At 70.1% G+C, this 18,681-nt stretch carries 17 protein-coding genes and 1 tRNA gene; 11 read left to right on the forward strand and 7 right to left on the reverse strand.

All coding sequences use genetic code 11. The annotated features are described in order from the left end of the window. From VGD32_RS00990 to cysC, 7 genes are all read left to right on the forward strand, one after another. On the forward strand, positions 1 to 729 hold a 729-nt coding region (locus VGD32_RS00990), incomplete at its 5' end, for an enoyl-CoA hydratase family protein (RefSeq protein WP_331030040.1). Between the two features lie 3 nt (positions 730 to 732). Further along, positions 733 to 1,902 (forward strand): acyl-CoA dehydrogenase family protein, encoded by a 1,170-nt coding sequence (locus VGD32_RS00995; protein WP_331030041.1) that lies wholly within the window; start codon positions 733 to 735, stop codon positions 1,900 to 1,902. Next, positions 1,895 to 3,499, forward strand: a complete 1,605-nt coding sequence (locus VGD32_RS01000) for an AMP-binding protein (RefSeq protein WP_331030042.1) — start codon at positions 1,895 to 1,897, stop codon at positions 3,497 to 3,499. Before VGD32_RS00995 ends, VGD32_RS01000 begins: the two co-directional genes overlap by 8 nt. After that, positions 3,496 to 3,915 carry a thioesterase family protein gene (locus VGD32_RS01005; protein ID WP_331030043.1) on the forward strand — a complete coding sequence of 140 codons (420 nt, stop codon included), beginning with the start codon at positions 3,496 to 3,498 and terminating at the stop codon, positions 3,913 to 3,915. Before VGD32_RS01000 ends, VGD32_RS01005 begins: the two co-directional genes overlap by 4 nt. After that, entirely contained in the window at positions 3,912 to 4,307 is a 396-nt protein-coding gene (locus VGD32_RS01010) for a RidA family protein (protein WP_331030044.1), read from the forward strand. The genes VGD32_RS01005 and VGD32_RS01010 overlap by 4 nt, the downstream gene beginning before the upstream one ends. 61 nt (positions 4,308 to 4,368) lie before the next feature. Then, positions 4,369 to 5,283, forward strand: a complete 915-nt coding sequence (gene cysD, locus VGD32_RS01015) for a sulfate adenylyltransferase subunit CysD (protein ID WP_331030045.1) — start codon at positions 4,369 to 4,371, stop codon at positions 5,281 to 5,283. Then, positions 5,283 to 7,094, forward strand: a complete 1,812-nt coding sequence (gene cysC / locus VGD32_RS01020; protein WP_331030046.1) for an adenylyl-sulfate kinase — start codon at positions 5,283 to 5,285, stop codon at positions 7,092 to 7,094. The genes cysD and cysC overlap by 1 nt, the downstream gene beginning before the upstream one ends. 3 nt (positions 7,095 to 7,097) lie before the next feature. On the opposite strand, the gene VGD32_RS01025 is transcribed toward cysC, so the two are convergent. Genes VGD32_RS01025 through VGD32_RS01045 form a run of 5 tightly spaced genes read right to left on the reverse strand, consistent with a single transcriptional unit; the run spans position 7,098 to position 13,379 of the window. Beyond that, positions 7,098 to 7,364 carry a SemiSWEET family sugar transporter gene (locus tag VGD32_RS01025; protein WP_331030047.1) on the reverse strand — a complete coding sequence of 89 codons (267 nt, stop codon included), beginning with the start codon at positions 7,362 to 7,364 and terminating at the stop codon, positions 7,098 to 7,100. Further along, positions 7,361 to 7,837, reverse strand: coding sequence for a low affinity iron permease family protein (locus tag VGD32_RS01030; RefSeq protein WP_331030048.1), 477 nt, complete (start codon positions 7,835 to 7,837; stop codon positions 7,361 to 7,363). The genes VGD32_RS01025 and VGD32_RS01030 overlap by 4 nt, the downstream gene beginning before the upstream one ends. Positions 7,838 to 7,873: 36 nt before the next feature. After that, a complete protein-coding gene (locus VGD32_RS01035; RefSeq protein ID WP_331030049.1) occupies positions 7,874 to 9,439 on the reverse strand; it encodes an amidase in 1,566 nt (521 codons plus the stop codon). Between the two features lie 35 nt (positions 9,440 to 9,474). Beyond that, positions 9,475 to 11,070: an amidase gene (locus tag VGD32_RS01040; protein WP_414644311.1), complete on the reverse strand. Its 1,596-nt coding sequence runs from the start codon at positions 11,068 to 11,070 to the stop codon at positions 9,475 to 9,477. Further along, complete coding sequence (locus VGD32_RS01045; protein ID WP_331030050.1) at positions 11,004 to 13,379, reverse strand: S9 family peptidase; 2,376 nt, start codon at positions 13,377 to 13,379, stop codon at positions 11,004 to 11,006. The genes VGD32_RS01040 and VGD32_RS01045 overlap by 67 nt, the downstream gene beginning before the upstream one ends. A gap of 68 nt (positions 13,380 to 13,447) precedes the next feature. Here VGD32_RS01045 and VGD32_RS01050 point away from each other — a divergent pair, with 68 nt between their 5' ends. Then, entirely contained in the window at positions 13,448 to 14,263 is an 816-nt protein-coding gene (locus VGD32_RS01050; RefSeq protein ID WP_331030051.1) for a ferredoxin--NADP reductase, read from the forward strand. Next, on the forward strand, positions 14,235 to 14,600 hold the full coding sequence (locus tag VGD32_RS01055; RefSeq protein ID WP_331030052.1) for a chorismate mutase: 366 nt from the start codon (positions 14,235 to 14,237) through the stop codon (positions 14,598 to 14,600). The genes VGD32_RS01050 and VGD32_RS01055 overlap by 29 nt, the downstream gene beginning before the upstream one ends. Here VGD32_RS01055 and VGD32_RS01060 read toward each other — a convergent pair. Beyond that, positions 14,597 to 14,950 carry an Hpt domain-containing protein gene (locus tag VGD32_RS01060; RefSeq protein ID WP_331030053.1) on the reverse strand — a complete coding sequence of 118 codons (354 nt, stop codon included), beginning with the start codon at positions 14,948 to 14,950 and terminating at the stop codon, positions 14,597 to 14,599. The genes VGD32_RS01055 and VGD32_RS01060 overlap by 4 nt on opposite strands. Then, positions 14,950 to 16,401, reverse strand: a complete 1,452-nt coding sequence (locus VGD32_RS01065) for an amino acid permease (protein WP_331030054.1) — start codon at positions 16,399 to 16,401, stop codon at positions 14,950 to 14,952. The genes VGD32_RS01060 and VGD32_RS01065 overlap by 1 nt, the downstream gene beginning before the upstream one ends. Before the next feature lie 207 nt (positions 16,402 to 16,608). On the opposite strand from VGD32_RS01065, the gene VGD32_RS01070 reads away from it, so the two are divergent. Together VGD32_RS01070 and VGD32_RS01075 are read left to right on the forward strand one after the other, a co-directional pair. Then, positions 16,609 to 16,684 (forward strand) — tRNA-Lys (locus VGD32_RS01070). Positions 16,685 to 16,747: 63 nt separating this feature from the next. Further along, a partial coding sequence (locus tag VGD32_RS01075; RefSeq protein ID WP_331030055.1) for a GH92 family glycosyl hydrolase occupies positions 16,748 to 18,681 on the forward strand: 1,934 nt, incomplete at its 3' end.

Genomic DNA, 18,681 nt, shown 5'->3' on the forward strand with positions numbered 1-18,681 from the left:
GAGCGGAAGAACCCGCTGACCTTCGACTCCTACGCCGAGATGCGCGACCTGTTCCGCGCCCTCGTCCACGCCCGCGACTGCAGGGTCGTCATCGTCACCGGCGCCGGAGGCAACTTCTCCTCGGGCGGCGACGTGCACGAGATCATCGGCCCGCTGACCGAAATGGCCATGCCGGCGCTGCTCGACTTCACCCGCATGACCGGCGACCTGGTCAAGGCCATGCGCGGCTGCCCGCAGCCGGTCATCGCCGCGCTGGACGGCGTCTGCGTCGGCGCGGGCGCCATCATGGCCATGGCCTCGGACCTGCGCATCGCCACGCCACGCACGAAGACCGCCTTCCTGTTCACCCGCGTCGGCCTCGCCGGCTGCGACATGGGCGCCTGCGCCATCCTGCCCCGCCAGATCGGACAGGGTCGCGCTTCCGAGTTGCTGTTCACCGGCCGGGTCATGACCGCCCACGAGGGCGAACGCTGGGGCTTCCACAACCGGCTGGTCGAGCCCGACGCCCTGATGCACGCCGCCCGGGAGCTGGCGCGCTCTCTGGCGAAGGGCCCGACCTTCGCGCATGGGATCACCAAGAACCAGCTCAACGTCGAATGGGACATGAGCCTCGACGCCGCCATCGAGTCCGAGGCCCAGGCCCAGGCCATCTGCATGCAGACCAACGACTTTCGCCGCGCCTACGAGGCCTTTGCGGCGAAGCGTGAGCCCGTGTTCGAGGGGAACTGAGCCATGGCGGACCGCACCTTCCTCGACTGGCCCTTCTTCGATGAGCGCCACCGAGCCTTCGCCGCCGATCTGGAGGCGTGGGCGGACCGGACGGAGGCCGTGCGCCTGCATGGGGATCACGACCTCGACGGCGACTGCCGCACCATCCTCAAGGCGCTGGCCGGGGGCGGCTGGCTCAACAACGCCGTGCCGGACGCCGAGGGCAGACTCGACGTCCGCACCCTGTGTCTGACCCGCGAAGCGCTGGCCCGGCGCTCCGGTCTCGCCGACTTCGTCTTCGCCATGCAGGGCCTGGGCTCGGGCCCGATCAGCCTGTTCGGCACGGACGACCAGAAGGGCCGCTGGCTGCCCGGCGTCGCCTCGGGCCAGACCATCGCCGCCTTCGCCCTGTCCGAACCGGAGGCCGGGTCGGACGTCGCCGCCCTGTCGACCACCGCCCGCCCCGACGGCGAGCACTGGGTGCTGGACGGGACCAAGACCTTCATTTCCAACGGCGGGCTCGCTGACCGCTATGTCGTCTTCGCCCGCACCGGCGGCGGCGGCGCGAAAGGCCTCGGCGCCTTCGTCGTCGACGCCGATACGCCCGGGTTCGAAATCGTCGAGCGCATCCCCCTCATGGCGCCCCACCCGCTCGCCACCATCCGCTTCAACCAGTGCCGCATCGACGCCGACCGCCTTCTCAGCCAGCCCGGCGACGGCTTCCGCATCGCCATGGCCACGCTGGACGTCTTCCGCTCCACCGTCGCCGCCGCGGCGCTGGGCTTCTCGCGCCGGGCCTTCGACGAGGCCGCGGCGCGTGCGACCGGCCGCAACCTGTTCGGCGCGCCGATGAGCGACCTGCAGCTGGTCCAGGCCTCCCTGGCCGACATGGCGTTGAAGATCGACGCCTCGGCCCTGCTGATCTACCGCGCCGCCTGGCTCAAGGACCGGGGCGCCTCGCGCGTCACCCGCGAGGCCGCCATGGCCAAGCTCTACGCCACCGACGAAGCCCAGGCCGTGATCGACGCGGCGGTGCAGATTTTCGGCGGCCTCGGCGTGGTTTCCGGCAATCCGGTCGAGCGGCTCTATCGCGAGATCCGCGCCCTGCGCATCTACGAGGGGGCCTCCGAGGTGCAGAAGATCGTCATCGCCCGGCAGGCGCTGGCGGCCATGGCGGGAGGGGCCCATGGCTGAGACGGCCCACATCGACCGCTTCGTCCTCGACCACCTGCCGCCGAATGAGCAGCAGCCGGAGTTCCTGTTCGGCCGGCCCGAGCTCCGCTACCCGGAGCGTCTCAACGCTGGCGTCGAATTGTTGCGCCGCGCCGCCGCCGCCGCCGGTCCCGACGCCCGCGCGCTGATCGACCACGACCACGAATTCTCGTGGAGCCGCGTCGACCTCATCTCCAGCCGCATGGCCCGTGTGCTGGTCGATGAGATGGGCCTGATTCCGGGCAATCGCGTCCTGCTGCACGGCCCGAACAGCTCCTGGACCGTAATGGCGTGGTTCGCCATCCTCAAGGCGGGCGGCGTCGTCTGCGCCACCATGCCCATGCTGCGCGCCGCCGAACTGGCCACCGTCATCAGCAAGGCGAACATCAGCCACGCCCTCGTCTACGCCTCCCTCGCCGAGGCCGTGGAGGAAGCCCGCAGCGCGACCCCTTGCCTGACCCGCGTCATGACCTCGGCCGAGCTGCAGCGCGCCGCCCGGGCCCTGCCGCCCGGAACCGGCTTCGACGCCGTGGACACCGCCGCCGAAGACCCCGCCCTGATCGCCTTCACCTCGGGCACGACCGGCAAGCCCAAGGGCTGCGTCCACTCCCATCGCGACATCCTCGCCATGGCCGACACCTTCGCAAGGCACACCCTCGACCTCGCGCCGGGCGACATCGTCGTCGGCACGCCGCCGATCGCCTTCACCTTCGGCCTCGGCGGGCTGGTGGTCTTCCCGGCCAGCGCCGGCGCGGCCACCGCCTTCGCCCCCCGCCCGGGCTTCGAGGCCCTCGCCGAGACCATCGCACAGCACAGGGCCACCGCCCTGTTCACCGCCCCCACCGGTTACCGCGCCCTGCTCAAACTGGCCGGCGAGCACGACCTGTCGTCCCTGCGCACCTGCGTCTCGGCCGGCGAGACCCTGCCCGCCGCCACCTCCGACGCCTGGCATGAGGTCACCGGCGTCCGCATCATCGACGGCATCGGCTCGACGGAGATGATCCATATCTTCATCTCGGCGTCCGGCGACGCCATCCGCCCCGGCTCGACCGGCAAGGCCGTGCCCGGCTACGAGGCCCGCATCGTCGACGCCGAGGGCCATCCGCTTCCCCCGGGCGAGACCGGCCGCCTCGCCGTCCGCGGCCCGACCGGCTGCCGCTACCTCGACGACGACCGCCAGACCGCCTACGTCCAGGACGGCTGGAACCTGACGGGCGACGTCTACCGCCTCGACGAGGACGGATATTTCTGGTTCGTCGCCCGCGCCGACGACATGATCATCTCGTCCGGCTACAACATCGGCGCGCCGGAGGTCGAGAACGCCCTGCTGCGCCACCCCGCCGTGGCTGAGGCCGCCGTCATCGGCGCCCCCGACGAGGAGCGCGGCCAGATCGTCAAGGCGTTCGTGGTCCTCAACCCCGGCCACGAGCCCTCCGACGCCCTCCGCTGCGAGCTGCAGACCCACGTGAAGTCGGTCATTGCGCCGTACAAATACCCGCGGGCGCTGGAGTTCATGGACGCCCTGCCCAAGACCCAGACCGGCAAGCTGCAGCGCTTCCGGCTGAAGGCGGGCTCATGAGCGAGCTCTTCACCGTCACCCGGCGGGTCCGTTTCGCCGACTGCGACGCTGCGGGCATCGTCTTCTTCCCGCGCTATTTCGAGATGCTGAACGGCGTGGTCGAGGACTGGTTCGCCGGCCCGCTCGGCCTGTCCTTCGCCGAGTTGCACCTGCGGCGTCACGCCAGCCTCCCGACCGCCGCCATCGAGGCCCGCTTCGTCGCGCCCTCGCGGCTCGAGGACGACCTGACCTTCACCTTGGGTGTCACCCGCCTCGGCGGGGCGTCCTGCACCCTGCGCCATCGCATCGCCGCGGGCGACGAGCTGCGCTTCGAGGCCAGTCAGACCATCGTCCACGCCGGGGCCTCCCTGAAGCCCGAGCCATGGCCCGAGCCGCTGCGCGCCCGTATCGCCCCCTTCCTGGAGAGCCAGCCATGAACCGCGTCCTGCTGCCCGAAGGCTGGCCCCGGCCGAAGGGCTATTCCAACGGGATCGCCGCTGAAGGCCGGATGGTCTTCGTCGCCGGCCAGATCGGCTGGGATGCGGAAGGCCGCTTCCCCGATGGTTTCGCCGCCCAGTTCCGCCAGACCCTCGACAACACTCTCGCCGTCCTCGCCGAGGCCGGCGCCGGGCCCGAGCATATGGTCCGCATGACCTGGTACGTCGTCGACAAGGCCGAATACCTCGGCTGCCTCCGCGATATCGGCGCCGTCTGGCGCGAGCGCGTCGGCCCCCACTACCCCGCCATGGCCGTGGTCGAGGTCAAGGGCCTGATCGAGGACGCCGCCCGGCTCGAGATCGAGACCACCGCCGTCGTCCCCGTCGCCTGACCGCTTGATCCCGCGGCCCCGCTCGGTCAGGGTCGCGCGCCACCAGCCGGACTGCCGCCCCTTGCCCCTGCCCTCGCCGGACGACCGCTATCTCGACCAGCTCGAAGCCGAGTCCATCCAGATCATCCGCGAGACGGTCGCCCAGTGCGCCCGGCCGGTCATGCTGTTCTCCGCCGGCAAGGATTCGGCTGCGATGCTGCATCTGGCCCGCAAGGCCTTCTTCCCGGCCCCGCCGCCCTTCCCGCTGCTGCACGTCGATACGGCGTGGAAATTCCGCGAGATGTACGCCTTCCGCGACCGCGCCGCCGCCCAGGCCGGCATGGAGCTGCTGGTGTGGCGCAACCCCGAGGCGGAGGCGCGGGGGATCAATCCGTTCGACCACGGCGCCACGGTTCACACCGACCTCTGGAAGACCCAGGGGCTGAAGCAGGCGCTGGACCACTTCGGCTTCGACGCCGCCTTCGGCGGGGCCCGCCGCGACGAGGAAAAGAGCCGCGCCAAGGAGCGCATCTTCTCCTTCCGCAGCCGCGCCCACGTCTGGGACCCCAAGGCCCAGCGGCCCGAACTCTGGCGGCTCTACAACGCCCGCGTCCACAAGGGCGAGTCGGTCCGGGTCTTCCCCCTGTCGAACTGGACCGAGATGGACGTCTGGCGCTACGTCCAGCGCGAGGGGATCGAGGTCGTCTCCCTCTATTTCGCCGCCGACCGCCCGGTGGTCGAACGCGACGGCGCCCTGATCATGGTCGACGACGAGCGGATGACGCTTCGGTCGGGCGAATCCGTCCAGCAACGTCGCGTGCGCTTCCGCACCCTCGGCTGCTGGCCCCTGACCGGGGCGATCAACAGCGAGGCCGCCGACCTGCCGGCGATCATCGCCGAAATGGCCGCTTCTTCCGCCTCCGAGCGCCAGGGCCGGGCCATCGACCGGGACCCGACGGCCTCGATGGAGATCAAGAAGCGCGAGGGCTATTTCTGATGGCCCGCGACCTCGTCCGCCTGATCACCTGCGGGTCCGTCGACGACGGCAAGTCGACCCTCATCGGCCGCCTGCTGCACGACGCCGGCACCGTGCCCGAGGACCAGCTGGCCGCGCTGCGCACGCCGTCCGGCGAGGTCGACGTCTCGCGCCTGTTCGACGGCCTCGACGCCGAGCGCGAGCAGGGCATCACCATCGATGTCGCCTACCGCCATTTCGAGACCGCCGGCCGCCGCTTCATCCTCGCCGACACGCCGGGCCACCCGCAGTACACGCGCAACATGGTCACCGCCGCCTCGACGGCCGACGTCGCCGTGGTGCTGGTCGACGCCCGCAAGGGCCTCCTGCCCCAGACCCGGCGGCACTCGTATCTGGTCGGGCTGATGGGCGTCCGGCGCGTGCTGCTGGCGGTCAACAAGATGGACCTCATGGACTGGTCCCGGGCGGCCTTCGAGGAGATCGCGGCCGACTATCGCGCCCTCGCCGCAGACCTGGGTCTGACCGAAGTCACCGCCGTCCCGGTCTCGGGCCTCGGCGGCGACAACGTCGTCAGCCGCTCCGCCAACCTGGCCTGGTACGATGGGCCGACCCTGCTGGAATGGCTGGAAGCGATCGACCTGGCGGGGTCGGAGCCCGGCCCCTTCCGCATGCCCGTCCAGTGGGTCAACCGCCCCGACGCCGACTTCCGGGGCTATGCCGGCCGGATCGTCGCCGGGACCGTGCGCCAGGGCGGCGCGATCAAGGTTCTGCCCTCCGGTCGGAGCACGACCGTCGACCGCATCGTCGTCATGGGCGGAGACCTGGCGGAGGCGGGACCCGGGCAGTCGGTCACCCTGACCCTGGCCGATCACCTCGACGTCTCGCGGGGCGACGTGCTGGCCGCCGCCGACGCCCCGCCGCCGGTCGCCGACCAGTTCGAGATCGACCTCGTCTGGATGGCCGACGCGCCGCTGCTCCCCGGCCGCGCCTATGTGATCAAGCTGGGCGCCGCCACGGTCACCGGCCAGGTCACGGACATCCGCCACCGGGTCAATGTCGAAACCCTCGAGCCCCTCGCCGCCCGCACGCTGGAGCTCAACGACATCGGCGTCTGTCATCTGCATCTCGACGCCCCGCTGGTGTTCGAACCCTACGCCGCCAACCGCGACCTCGGCGGCCTGATCCTGATCGACCGCCAGACGAATGAGACGGTCGGCGCCGGCCTGATCCGGTTCGCCCTGCGCCGTTCGGCCAACGTCCAGTGGCAGGCGCTCGATATCGGCCGCGCCGAACGCGCCGCCCTCAAGCACCAGAAGCCGCTGGTGCTGTGGTTCACCGGCCTCTCCGGGGCCGGCAAGTCGACCATCGCCAATCTCGTGGACAAGCGGCTGTTCGCCGAGGGACGCCACACCTTCCTGCTCGACGGCGACAACATCCGTCACGGCCTCAACCAGGACCTCGGCTTCACCGACGCCGACCGGGTCGAGAACATCCGCCGCATCACCGAGGTGGCCCGGCTCATGGCCGACGCCGGCCTGATCGTGCTGGTCTCGGCCATCTCGCCCTTCGCCGCCGAGCGCCGCATGGCCCGCGAGCGCATGGCCCCGGGCGAGTTCGTGGAAATCTTCGTCGACGCCCCGCTCGAGGTCGTCGAGGGCCGCGACGTCAAGGGTCTTTACCGCAAGGCCCGCGCCGGCCAGCTGACGAATTTCACCGGCATCGACAGCCCCTACGAGCGCCCGGAAAGCCCCGACATCCGCATCGACGCGGCCAACCTGACGCCTGAGCAGGCGTGCGAACGCATCATCGAGGAGATCCGCGACCGCCTCTGACCGTCAGCGGTCGCGGAATTTCCACTTCATCGCCAGCACCCCGCCGGCCATCAGCAGGGCGCAGGCGTTGGCGGCGGTGATCGGCCAGGCCCGGGTCATCACGCCATAGGCGGTCCACAGCACGAAACAGGTCACCGTCAGCGAATAGGTCTTCAGCGACACCGCCGAGGCGTCCTTCTCCTTCCAGATCTTGATCATCTGCGGCGCGAAGCTGGTGATCGAACACAGGGCCGCGGCGGAACCGACCACATTGGCCGCCAGGCTGCTCAAGCCGCCTTCCTCGTCTTCCGGCCCGTGGACTTGGCGCGCGTCGCCTTTCGGGATGTCGTCTTGGCCGCCCTCGCCTCGTCCTCCTGCCGGGTGGCCACAATCGGCGGGCCTGCGCCGCGCAGCCGCAGGGCGCGGTCCTCGACTTCCTCGAGGATACGGTCGAGTTCCCGTTCGCTCAGCCGCTCGATGCCCACGAACCGCTCGTCAGCCTTGCTGACCGCATGGATCAACTCGTCCAGCTTGGCCTGGATGGCGGCGCCGTCCCGGTTCTGGGTGTTCTGGATCAGGAACACCATCAGGAAGGTGACGATGGTGGTGCCGGTGTTGATGACCAGCTGCCACGCCTCGCTGAAGCCGAAGATCGGCCCCGTCACCGCCCAGCCTATGACAACCGCCAGGCACAGAAGGAAGGTCCACGGCTTCCCGGCCACCTTGGCCGTAAGGGTCGCGAAGTGGATGAATTGCTTTTCCATTCGGGCCGTAATCCCTCCGACAGGCGAAAGTTGCCCTTATCGGGCCGGGGCCAGAAGCGGCGCCATGACATCCGTCAAGTCCACCGAAGGGACAAAGGCCGGATCGCGCCGCGCCCGGGTCAGTTGCTCGAAGGCGTAGCCGAGCGACAGCACCTTCGCGTCCTCCCACTGGCCGGCGATGAAGCTCATTCCGACGGGCAGGCCTTTGACGAAACCCATCGGCACCGTGAGGTGCGGATAGCCGGCGATGGCCGGCATGGTCGAGACGGCCCCGCCATAGTGGTCGCCGTTGACGACGTCCGTGGTCCACGCCGGGCCCGTCGTCGGCCCGATCAGGGCGACGACGTCATGGTCCCTCATCATCCGGTCGATGCCCTCGGCCCCGGCCAGCCGCAGCGATGTGGCGCGCGCCTCGACGTATTCCGGATCGTTCAGCCCGCCCTTGGCCTGCGCCTGCAGGAACAGCTCCTGTCCGAACAGGGCCAGTTCGCGCGGCTCCGCCTCGTTGAAGGCGATCACGTCCGCCAGCGTCCGCGTGCGCACCTGATCGGGCCGGGTCGAGGCCAGATAGGCGTTGAGGTCGTGCTTCAGTTCGTACAGCAGCACGGTCAGCTCGGCCGAACCCATGACGTCCTCGTCCGGGGCCTCGGTGACGTCGACCAGCACCGCGCCCGCGTCACGCATCCGCTGCAGGTTCTGTTCGAACACCGCCAGCGTCTCCGCCGTATAGCCGCCGGCGAAGCGCATCACCCCGATCCGGGCGCCGCGCAGCGAACCGGCGTCGAGCGCGGCGCGATAGTCGACCTTGCGCGCATCCGCCTCGGCCGTGGCGGGGTCCAGAGGGTCCGATCCGGCGATGGCCGAAAGCACGATGGCCGCGTCCTCCACCGTTCGGGTCATCGGTCCGGCCGTGTCCTGCGAATGGCTGATCGGCACGATGTGCGTGCGCGAGACTAGCCCCACCGTCGGCTTGAAGCCGACGATGCCGTTGATCGCCGCCGGGCAGGTGATCGAGCCGTCGGTCTCGGTGCCGATCGCCGCCGGGGCCAGCCCCGCCGCCACCGCCGCTCCGCTGCCCGAGGACGAGCCGCAGGCGTTGCGATCCAGCGCATGCGGATTGCGGGTCAGCCCGCCCACCGCGCTCCAGCCGCTGGTCGAGTTGGACGAGCGGATGTTGGCCCACTCCGACAGATTGGTCTTGCCGAGGATCACCGCGCCGGCGTCCCTCAGCCGCGCCACCAGAGGCGCGTCCCGGCCCGGCGCATTGTCGACCAGCGCCAGCGACCCGGCCGTGGTCGGCATGTCCCGCGTCTCGATATTGTCCTTCAGGAGGATCGGCATGCCCGCGATGCCCTGCTCCGATGACCACTCAGGCGTCGCGATGTCCGCCCACAGCAGGACGGCATTGGTGTTCTGCCGGTCTTCCAGGCAAGCCCAGAGACTCCCGCCCTCGGAATACCGCTCGCAGGACCCATCCCGGCCTGTCGACCGTTCGACGGCTTCCGCCGCCGCCCTGGCGGCGAGGGCGGCGTGAGCGATCATTTGGTCGTCCGCGTTCACCTCGACACTGATGCAGCCGCCCAGCGTCAGCGATGCCGCCATCGCGGTCCCCGCCAGCCCGATCCTGTTAAAGCGCATCATGGTTCCCCCGGTGAATCCTGAAGCACCGGCGCCCGCCGCGCCTGAGTGCGCTGTTCGAAGGCGTAACCCAGCGACAGCACCTCGGCGTCGTCCCACTTGCCGCCGATGAAGCTGATCCCGACGGGCATGCCGCGGTCGAAGCCCATCGGCACGGTCAGGTGCGGATAGCCCGCCACCGCCGCCAGCCGGCTGGCCGAGCCCTGCGAACGGTCGTCGTCGTCCGGATCATTGGTCCAGGCCCGCGAGGTCGTCGGCGCCGCCAGGGCGATGACCCCGTGCTCCGCCATCATCTTGTCGATCCCCTCCGGCCCCGCCGCCCGGAACGACCGCTCCCGCGCCTCGACATAGGCCGCGTCGGTCAGGCCGCCGGTCGCCTCGGCCCGTTCGAACAGGTCCTGCCCGAACAGGACCGTCTCTCGCGGCTCGGCGGCGTTGAAGGCGATGACGTCGGCCAGGGTCCGCGTCCTCACCTGCGCCGGATCGGTCGAGGCGAGATACAGGTTCAGATCGTGCTTCAGCTCGGTCAGCAGCACGGTCAGCTCCCAGCCGCCAATCTGGCGGAAGTCGGCCGGCGGCTCGGTGATCTCCACCAGCTCGGCGCCCGCGTCGCGCATCGCCTGCAGGTTGGCCTCGAACACCGCCTGGGTCTCGGCCGAATAGTTCGGGACCAGAAAGCGCAGCACCCCGATCCGCGCGCCGTTCAGGCTGTTTGCGTCCAGCGCCGCCCGGTAGTCGATCTTCCGCCCGTCCGCTTCGGCCGTGGCCGGGTCGAGCGGGTCCGATCCGGCGATGACCGACAGCACGATCGCCGCGTCCTCGACCGTGGTGGTGATCGGCCCCGCCGTGTCCTGCGAATGGCTGATGGGGATGATGTGGGTGCGGCTGACCAGTCCCACCGTCGGCTTGAACCCGACCACGCCGTTGACCGAGGCCGGGCAGGTGATCGACCCGTCCGTCTCCGTGCCGATCGCCACGGGCGCGATGCCGGCGGCCACGGCCACGGCGCTGCCGGCCGAGGATCCGCACGGCGTCCGTTCCCGATCATAGGGATTGCGCGTCTGGCCCCCGACCGCGCTCCAGCCGCTGATGGACTGCGACGAGCGGATGTTGGCCCATTCGGACAGGTTGGCCTTGCCCGCGACGAGGTAGCCGGCTTCGCGCAGACGGGTGACCAGCGGCGCGTCCCGTCCCGGCGCATTGGCCGACAAGGCCAGCGATCCCGCCGTGGTCGGCATGTCCCGGGTCTCGATATTGTCCTTCAGCAGGATGACCCGGTCCGAGGCGGGATTCTCGGCGATCCAGGCCCGCATCTGCGCGGTCGTCACCCACCTGACCACGGACCGGTGGGTCGAGGCGTCGTCGAGGCAGGCGAAGGCGACCAGGCCTGCGGCCGGATCCTCTTCGATCCCGCCTTCGGGGAGAAGGTAGGCGCACTGGGCCAGAAAGGCCTCGCCGTCTTCGCCGCCGGCTTGCTGATCCTGTGCAAGGACCGGCTGGGCGAGGAGCAGCGAGGCCGCCCCGGCGATCAGTCCTGCGCGGCGGGCGAGCGCGAGCCGATCGTGCGGTCGAAGAAATCGAGATACGTCCGCCATTGCTGAAGCTGCCTTTCATTGCCGCGCACGCCGTGGCGCTGGCCGGGATAGAGCATCATTTCGAACGGCTGGCTGTTGGCCTGCAGCGCGTTGATGACCCGCGTCGAATTCTCGAAGATCACGTTGTCGTCGGCCATGCCGTGCATCAGCAGCATCCGCCCCGTCATGTTCGGCAGGCGCGGGATGGCGTCCGAGGCGGCGTAGCCGTCCGGGTTCAGCTCGGGCGTCGACATGAACCGCTCGGTGTAGTGGGTGTCGTACAGACTCCACTCCGTCGGCGGGGCGCCCACGGCGGCGGCGGCCAGCCCCATCTTCGGCTCGGTGATGGCCATCAGGCTCATGAAGCCGCCATAGGACCAGCCCATCATGGCGATCCGGTCGTCATCCACAAACGGCAATGATCTCAGATAGTCGGCCGCCAAGACCTGATCCTCGATCTCAGGTTGGCCCATCTTCAGATACAGGGCCTGCTTGAACGCCGCCGAACGGTCGCCCTCGCCGCGATTGTCCAGCCGGAAGACGATATAGCCGGCCTCGGTCAACAGTTGACTGGTGGCCGATTGCCAGCCCTTCTTGACCCCGCCCCCCGACGGCCCGCCATAGACCTGCATGACCACCGGATACTGTTTCGACGGATCGAAGCCCGGCGGCGTGGTCATCTGCCAGACCAGCATCTCGCCATGGCTCTCCAGCGTGCCGAAGGTCACCTCGCCCCGCCGTGACGCATAGGGGAAGTACGGATGGTCCTCGTCCAGCCGGTTCTCCTCGATCCAGCGGATGAAGGTCCCGTCGGCGCGGTACAGACCCGACTGCGGCGGGGTGTTCAGGTCCGAATAGTTGCCGACGAAGGCCGTGCCGGTGCGGTTCATCGACGCCGACCACCAGCCTCCGTCCGGCGTCACCGGCGTGAACCGGCCAGCCTGCTCGTTGAGCGAGGCGCGCCACAGCCGCTGGGTCGTCGGCGTCTCGCCCTGCACGTCGCACATCATCACCCGGCCGCCCGGCATCGGGCAGGCGCTGTGGCCGCCGGTGACGCCCTCGGGCCGCTCGGCGTAGCCGAACGAGGCGGTGAAGAAGACCTCCCCCGTCTGCTGGTTGACGCCGTTCAGGCTCTTCACCGCCCACGGCCCCCAGGTGATCGGCCGGATCATCCGCCCGTCGCGTTCGTACAGGTACAGGTGGTTCCAGCCCGTCTCCTCCGAGGCCCAGATGAACCGTCCGTCCTCCAGCGCCTTGAAGGCGTGGTTCAGCGGCACCCACGCGTCAGAACGTTGCGTCACGATCACCTTCGACGCGCCCGTGGCCGGATCGACGCTCAGCAGGTCGACGGTCTTCTGGTCGCGCGACTGCCGCTGCACGTACAGCGTCTCGCCGTCGGCCGACCAGTTGACCCGCGCCAGATAGATGTCGGTGTTCTGGCCCAGGTCGACCTTCGTCCGCCGCCCGCTCTGGCGGTCGTGCACATACAGCTCGACCACCGCATTGGGCCGTCCCGCGCGCGGATAGCGCTGCTCGATCACGCTGGCCCCGCCGCCGGTGATGTCCAGCCGCGGGATGACGTCGACCGTCGACTCGTCGGTCCGCTGCAGGGCGATGTAGCGCTCGTCCGGGCTCCACCAGTAGCCGGTGTCGCGGTCCATCTCCTCCTGGGCGATGAACTCCGCCGTGGCCCAGGTGACCAGGCCCTCGCCGTCCGTCGTGACCGCCGTCTCGCGGCCGGAGGCCAGGTCGTAGACCACCAGGTCCTGGTCCCGCACCCACGAGACGAAATTGCCCTCGGGCGACACCTTGGCGTCGATCTCGTCGGCCTCGGTCTCCGTCAGCCGGCGCACCGCCCCGCCCGCCCGCTCCGCCAGGAAGACATCGCCCTCCAGCGGGGCGAGGATGTAGCGGCCCTGTTCGTCCCACGAATACTCCACCACGCCGCGCTGGCTGATCCGCATCCGCTCGCGCCGGGCCTTCTCCGCTTCCGACAGCTCGCCGGCGTCGGGAACCAGCGCCTGGGCGTCGATCAGCTTGAACGCCTCGCCCTCGCCCGTCGGCGCCGCCCACAGGTCCAGCACGTCGACGTCGTCCTCGCGTGAGCGCAGGAAGGCCACCAGTTCGCCGTCCGGCGACAGGCTCACGCCGCGCGCCACCGGCCCCGACAGCGAGGGATTGGCGAACACCCGCTCAGGGGTCAGCACCGCCGGGTCCGGCGTTTGCGCCATCGCTGCGGTGAACGGCGACTGGGCCGCGAGAAACAGGGTGGAGGCGAGAAGAATGTTGCGCATGGCCGGGACGCTAAAGGCGAATTCCGCCGCCGTCATCCCCTTGTTCCGCCCGCGCGACACCGCATCCCTTCCCCCTCCGCCTTCCGCCCCCTAATAAGCGGCCAATGACCGACGTCGCCGTCTCCGCCCCGCCCGCGAAAGCCTCGCCCTTCCACGAGCTGGAAGTGCTGTGGGTGCATCACTGGACCGACCAGCTGTTCAGCTTCCGCATCCGCCGGCCCGAGGATTTCCGCTTCCGCTCCGGCGAATTCGTCATGCTCGGCCTGCCCGGGGAAGACGGCGCCAAGCCGATCCTCCGCGCCTATTCCATCGCCAGCCCCAGCTGGGACGAGGCGCTCGAATTCCTGTCGATCAAGGTGCCCGAGGGCCCCCTGACCTCGCGCCTGCAGAAGATCCGGCCCGGCGACACCGTCCTGATGGGCAAGAAGCCGACCGGCACCCTGGTGCTCGACGCCCTGACCGGCGGCGACCGCCTGTGGCTGATCGGCACCGGCACAGGCCTGGCGCCCTGGCTCAGCGTCGCCCGCGACCCCGACACCTACAGCCGCTTCGGCCAGGTCATCGTCTGCCACACCGTGCGCAACGTCGCCGACCTGACCTACCGCGACTTCTTCACCTCGGGCATCCACGACGACCCGCTGATCGGCGACGAGGCGAAGGCCCAGCTGACCTACTATCCGACGGTGACCCGCGAGCGCTTCGAGACGCCCGGCCGCATCACCGACCGCATCCGCTCGGGGGCCCTGTTCGCCGACCTCGGCCTGCCCGCCGGCTTCTCGCCCAACACCGACCGCGTCATGCTGTGCGGCTCGATGGCCATGATCAAGGAAACGGCCGAACTGCTCGACGGCTACGGCCTCAAGGAGGGCTCGAACGCCGAGCCCGGCGACTATGTGCTGGAGCGCGCCTTTGTCGGCTGACCTGAAAGACGCGCCGACCGTAGTCGCCGTCGACGCCCGCGTCGCCCCGGAGGCCTGCCTGTCGATGGCCGAGGTCCGCCACGGCGTCGACGCCCTCGACCGCGCCCTCGTCGTCCTGCTGGCCGAACGCCAGCGCTACATGGACGCCGCCGCCCGCATCAAACCGGACCGTTCTGTGGTGCATGACGACGCCCGCATCGAGGACGTGGTGCGCAAGGTCCTCGCCGCCGCCGCTCCCGCGGGCCTGTCGCCGGCCATCGCCGAGCCGGTCTGGCGCACCCTGATCGACCGCTGCATCGCCCACGAATTCGAGACCTGGGACCGCACGCGGGGCTAGCCCCTCAACCCCCGCAGCATCAGTTCGTGCCGCCAGGCCGCGACGTCGGCCAGCGCCGCGTCCAGCGCATCGCGCACCCGTTCCAGCAAGGGCGGCGCCCCGGCCTTGTCCGCCGCCTCCGCCGCGGCGCAAGCCTCCGCCAGCGCCCCCGCGCCGATTCCCGCCGCCGCGCCGCGGATGGTGTGCACCCCGTCGCGCCAGCCGTCCTCGCGCACATCGAGCATCGGCGACCACAGGGCCGCCTGCTGGGCGAACAGGCCCAGCACCTCCTCGCTGACCGCGTCGTCTCCGCCGGTCATCCGCTCCAGCACGGCGAAGTCGACCGCGCCCGACAGATCCCGGCGGGCCATCAGCCCTCGGCCTCCTCGCCCTTCGCCAGCCGCGAGTTCCACGCCGACCAGGCGAAATAGACCACCAGGCCGACGCCGTTCCAGATCAGGAACCACTGCTGGGTCGACCCCCGCAGGCTGAAGAAGAAGACGATGCAGCCGATGATGGTGATCGCCCCGACCAGCGGCCACAGCGGGGCCTTGAACAGCCGCTTGCGGTTCGGCTCGCGGATGCGCAGCACGATCAGGCAGACGCCGACCGCCGCGAACGCCGCCAGCGTTCCCGCATTGGCCAGCGACGCAAGCTCGTCCAGCCGCATGACGCCGGCCAGGGCGCCGACCACGATGGCGGTGAAGATGGTCACCACCGCCGGCACGCCCCGCAGCGACACCCGGGCCAGCCGCCGCGGCAGCAGGCCGTCCCGCGCCATGCCGAGGAAGATCCGGCTCTGGCCGAACAGGAAGGCCAGCAGCACGGTCGGCAGGGCGACCACGGCCGACACCGCGATCCACTGCGCGGCCGTGCCCTGCCCCATCTCGCGCAGGATCAGGGCCAGCGGCTCCGGGCTCTCGGCGAAGCTGGCCACCGGGCGGGCGCCGATCGCCGCCGCCGCCACGACCAGATAAAGGGCCGTGCAAACCACCATCGAGCCGACGATGCCGATGGCCAGGTCGCGTTCCGGCTTCTTGGTCTCCTCGGCCGCGGTCGAGATGGCGTCGAAGCCGTAGAAGGCGAAGAAGATGATCGCCGCCGCCGCCATGACCCCGGTCTGCACCACCGGCTGACCGGTGATCTGCTCCATGAACGGCAGGCTGGGCGCGCCGAAGCCGTTGGGCATGAAGGGGGTGAAGTTGGCGCTGTTGAAGCTCGGCAGGGCGATGGCCACGAAGGCGACCAGGGCGGCCACCTTGATGATCACCAGAATGGCGTTGAGCGTGGCGCTCTCGCGCGTGCCCAACAGAAGCAGGCCCGTGACCACGGCGATGATGAACACCGCCGGCAGGTTGACGAGCCCGCCCTCGACGTGCGGCCCGGCCGCCAGCATCGCCGGCAGTTCCACCCCCATCCCGGCGAGGAAGCCGGTGGCGTAGCCCGACCACCCCACCGCCACGGCCGACACCACCAGCGAATATTCGAGGATCAGGCTCCAGCCGACAATCCACGCGATCAGCTCGCCCAGCACGGCGTAGGAATAGGTGTAGGCGCTGCCCGCCGCCGGCATCATCGTCGACAGTTCGGCATAGGCCAGGGCCGCGCAGGCGCAGACCAGCCCCGCCAGGGCGAAGCTGATCATCACCGCCGGCCCGGCCAGCCCCGCGCCGACGCCGATCAGGGTCAGGATGCCGGTGCCGACGATGGCCCCGACGCCCAGCGCCATCAGGTGCGGCCAGCTCAGCGTCTTCTTCAGGGCCGGCCCGCTGTGCGGGGCCGTGAGCGCGTCGATCGAGCGCCGGCGGTTCCAGAAGGCCATGAACGTCTCCCCCTCGCCGCGCTCCCCGCGGCCGATTCCGGGGCGCAGCCTACGTGGTTCCGCGGCAAACCGGAATGCGCCTGAAAATTCCTTGCGCGCGGAGCCAACAGTCTCTATGTCCGCCCCCTCCCGCCGGGGCCGGTCCTTCGACCGCCCGACGAGACCGGCGCCGGCCCCTCCCCGGGACCGCCGCCCGACGCATGGTCCGGGTGATTAGCTCAGTTGGTAGAGCAGCTGACTCTTAATCAGCGGGTCGTAGGTTCGAACCCTACATCACCCACCATCGTCCTTCCCTCTCATCGTCATCCTGCCTAGGCTTCGCCGTCTGACGGCGAAGGGGCGCGGCATGCGGCGGATCGGGGTTGTGGCGGCGGTGGCGGCCTTGGGGCTTTGGGGCGTCGCCCTCGCCCAGGAGCCGCCCTCCCCCTATGACGCCGTCGATCCCTTCATCGGTACGGCGGGCAAGGGGCACACCTTTCCCGGCGCCGTCGCCCCGTTCGGCATGGTCCAGCTCAGCCCGGACACCGACTACAAGCTGCTGCGCGAGGGGTACGACTGGGCCTCGGGCTACCGCCACGACGACCCGACCATCCTCGGCTTCTCGCACACCCATTTCTCCGGCACCGGCCACTCCGATCTGGGCGACCTTCTGGTCGTGCCCCAGTCCGGGGACCTGCGGTGGGACGCGGGCGATGCCGGCCAGCCCGGCTCGGGCTACCGCTCGCGCTACGACAAGACCTCCGAGGTCGCCGAGCCCGGCTACTACGCCGTCGACCTGACCGACTCGGGGGTGCACGCCGAACTGACCACCGGCGTCCGCGTCGGCCTGCACCGCTACACCTTTCCCGCGGGCGCGCCGGCCCGGGTGCTGATCGACTTCCGTCCTTCGATCTACGACTATCCGGGCAAGGTGCTGTGGTCGCGCATCCGCGTGCATCCCGACGGCACGGTCACCGGCTTCCGCGAGACCCGCGGCTGGGCCCCCGGGCGCCAGTTCTATTTCGCCCTGCGCTTCTCCAGGCCGGTCACCGGCTACCAACTGCGCGACCGCGAGGAGAACGTCCCCTATCGCGGCTTCCGCCAGCCCGGCCGCTCGCCCGCCGACCGCCAGCAGGTCGAGGGCCGCCAGCTCGAGGCCGCCTTCGACTTCGGCGAGATCGACGGTCCGCTGCTGGTGCAGGTCGGCGTCTCCTCGGTCGACGAGGCCGGCGCCATCGCCAACCTCGGGTCGGAGGGCGGGGCCTTCGACTTCGACGGCGTCCGCGCCGACACGCGCGCCCGGTGGGAGGAAGCCCTGAACGTCGTCGAGATCGACGCCGCCCCGGAGATGCGCACCAGCCTCTACACCGCCCTCTACCATGCCCTGATCGCCCCCTCGGTGCACAGCGACGCCGACGGCCGCTGGCGGGGCCCCGACAACGGCGTGCACCGGGCCGACTTCACCGTCCACTCGACCTTCAGCCTGTGGGACACCTTCCGCGCCGAGCACCCGCTGCTGACCCTGGTCCAGCCCGGTGCCCGCAACGCCGACCTGATCAACTCCCTGATCGCCGCGCAGCAGGTCAGTCCCTACGGCATCCTGCCGGTCTGGTCGTTCGCGGGGCAGGAGACCTGGACCATGATCGGCTATCACGCCGTTCCGGTCATCGCCGATGCGTATCTGAAAGGCCTTCCGGGCGTCGATGGCGAGGCCGCCCTGAACGCGATGATCGCCAGCGCCACTTATCGCCCCTACGGCGGCCTCGGCGACTATATGGACCTCGGCTACGTCCCCATCGACCGCGAGCCCGAGGCCGCCTCCAAGACCGTCGAATACGCCTACGACGACTGGACCATCGCCCGCATGGCCGAGCGGCTCGGCCGCGCCGACGTCGCCGCCGCGTTTGACCGCCGCGCCGGCTTCTGGCGCAACACCTTCGACCCCGAAACCCGCTTCGTCCGCGCCCGCCTCGCCGACGGTTCGTTCCGCGAACCCTTCGACCCGACGGCCATCAACTACGGATCGGACTACACCGAAGGCAATGCCTGGCAGTATTCGTGGTTCGTGCCCCAGGACATGGCGGCGCTGGTTGCGGCCATGGGCGGCGACGACGCCACGGTGGCGAAGCTCGACGCCATGTTCGACTTCGACAACAGCGCCCTCGACTATTCCCACGCCGAGGATATCGCCGGCCTGATCGGCCAGTACATCCACGGCAACGAACCCAGCCACCACTCGGCCTACGCCTATGTCTTCGCCGGGGCCCCGTGGCGGACCCAGGCGCGGCTGAAGCAGATCAT

It is taken from the genome of Brevundimonas sp., assembly GCF_036402095.1.
Taxonomy (GTDB): Bacteria; Pseudomonadota; Alphaproteobacteria; order Caulobacterales; family Caulobacteraceae; genus Brevundimonas.

Bases quoted from the DNA above. Each gene is read 5' to 3' on its own strand.
- VGD32_RS00995 (WP_331030041.1), top strand. From the start codon at position 733: ATGGCGGACCGCACCTTCCTCGACTGGCCCTTCTTCGATGAGCGCCAC.
- VGD32_RS01000 (WP_331030042.1), top strand. From the start codon at position 1,895: ATGGCTGAGACGGCCCACATCGACCGCTTCGTCCTCGACCACCTGCCG.
- VGD32_RS01005 (WP_331030043.1), top strand. From the start codon at position 3,496: ATGAGCGAGCTCTTCACCGTCACCCGGCGGGTCCGTTTCGCCGACTGC.
- VGD32_RS01010 (WP_331030044.1), top strand. From the start codon at position 3,912: ATGAACCGCGTCCTGCTGCCCGAAGGCTGGCCCCGGCCGAAGGGCTAT.
- cysC (WP_331030046.1), top strand. From the start codon at position 5,283: ATGGCCCGCGACCTCGTCCGCCTGATCACCTGCGGGTCCGTCGACGAC.
- VGD32_RS01030 (WP_331030048.1), bottom strand. From the start codon at position 7,837: ATGGAAAAGCAATTCATCCACTTCGCGACCCTTACGGCCAAGGTGGCC.
- VGD32_RS01035 (WP_331030049.1), bottom strand. From the start codon at position 9,439: ATGGCGGCATCGCTGACGCTGGGCGGCTGCATCAGTGTCGAGGTGAAC.
- VGD32_RS01040 (WP_414644311.1), bottom strand. From the start codon at position 11,070: ATGGCGGACGTATCTCGATTTCTTCGACCGCACGATCGGCTCGCGCTC.
- VGD32_RS01045 (WP_331030050.1), bottom strand. From the start codon at position 13,379: ATGACGGCGGCGGAATTCGCCTTTAGCGTCCCGGCCATGCGCAACATT.
- VGD32_RS01050 (WP_331030051.1), top strand. From the start codon at position 13,448: ATGACCGACGTCGCCGTCTCCGCCCCGCCCGCGAAAGCCTCGCCCTTC.
- VGD32_RS01055 (WP_331030052.1), top strand. From the start codon at position 14,235: ATGTGCTGGAGCGCGCCTTTGTCGGCTGACCTGAAAGACGCGCCGACC.
- VGD32_RS01060 (WP_331030053.1), bottom strand. From the start codon at position 14,950: ATGGCCCGCCGGGATCTGTCGGGCGCGGTCGACTTCGCCGTGCTGGAG.
- VGD32_RS01065 (WP_331030054.1), bottom strand. From the start codon at position 16,401: ATGGCCTTCTGGAACCGCCGGCGCTCGATCGACGCGCTCACGGCCCCG.